Here is a 1,004-nt window from a genome sequence, read left to right on the forward strand (position 1 = left end):
CGCAAAGCCATTTTGCGTTCCACTCCGCGGCCGGTCACGCCTTTCGGCGGCCTGGCCGTCCTGGTCGAGTTCTGGCGGCAGCTCGATTTGCCCGGCGCGGTGCGTTCGCTTTTGCCCTTCGACTACACTTCGCCCAACTCGCATGGGCCGCTCAACATCCTGCTCGCCTTCTGGCTGGGCGTGGCGGCGGGGGCGCGGCGTTTCGCGCATGTCAATTTGCTGCGTTCGGACGTGGCCTTGCGTGAGTTACTCGGCTGGAAGCGTTGGCCGGGGGAGGATGCGACGCGCGCGTTTTTCGGCCGCTTTGGCTGGAAACAAATCGACGCGTTTTTCCCCGCGCTTAACGCGTGGTTGCTCGCAAAACTGAAGCGCCAGGGCGTCACGCTTGATCTGGATTCGACGGTGTTCGAGCGGTATGGGAGGCAGGAGGGGGCGAAGAAGGGTTACAATCCCCGGCGTCCCGGCAGGGCTTCGCATCATCCGTTGCTGGCGGTTTTGGCCGAGCCGGCGTTTGTGCTGCATGGTTGGTTGCGCAGCGGCAACACCACCGCGGGGCGCGGCGTGATGGCGTTTCTGACGGAGGCGTTGTTACTTTTGCCGGAGGGCTGGCGGTTGCGTTGCCTCAGGGCGGACAGCGGTTTTTTCGATCAGGCGTTGCTGGGGTTTTTGGAGGCGCGGGAGCTTTGTTACATCGTGGTGGCGCGCATGACCAAGTCGATCAAGCTGCATTGCGCGGGGGTGCGCGAGTGGCGCGAGCTGGATGAAAACTACGCGGTGGGCGAGTTCCGGACCGCGTTGCAAGGCTGGGCGGGCGAGCGGCGGTTCATCGTGGTGCGCGAACGCGTGCGTGAGAACAAGCGGGCGGTGGGGCGCAAGCTTATCGATGTGCCCGGTTACACCCACCGCGTGTTCGTGACCAATCGCAACGATGCGCCCGAGGCGTTGTGGCGCGATTACAACCAGCGCGCGCGAATCGAGCAGCGCATATGCGAACTCAAGGACGA

1 protein-coding gene is annotated in these 1,004 nt (G+C 64.0%); it reads left to right on the forward strand.

What is annotated here, in order from left to right; translation table 11 throughout:
- Positions 1 to 12: 12 nt before the first annotated feature.
- A partial coding sequence (locus tag M2447_RS13685; protein ID WP_277559064.1) for an IS1380 family transposase occupies positions 13 to 1,004 on the forward strand: 992 nt, incomplete at its 3' end.

It is taken from the genome of Ereboglobus sp. PH5-10, from assembly GCF_029504735.1.
Lineage (GTDB): Bacteria > Verrucomicrobiota > Verrucomicrobiia > Opitutales > Opitutaceae > Ereboglobus.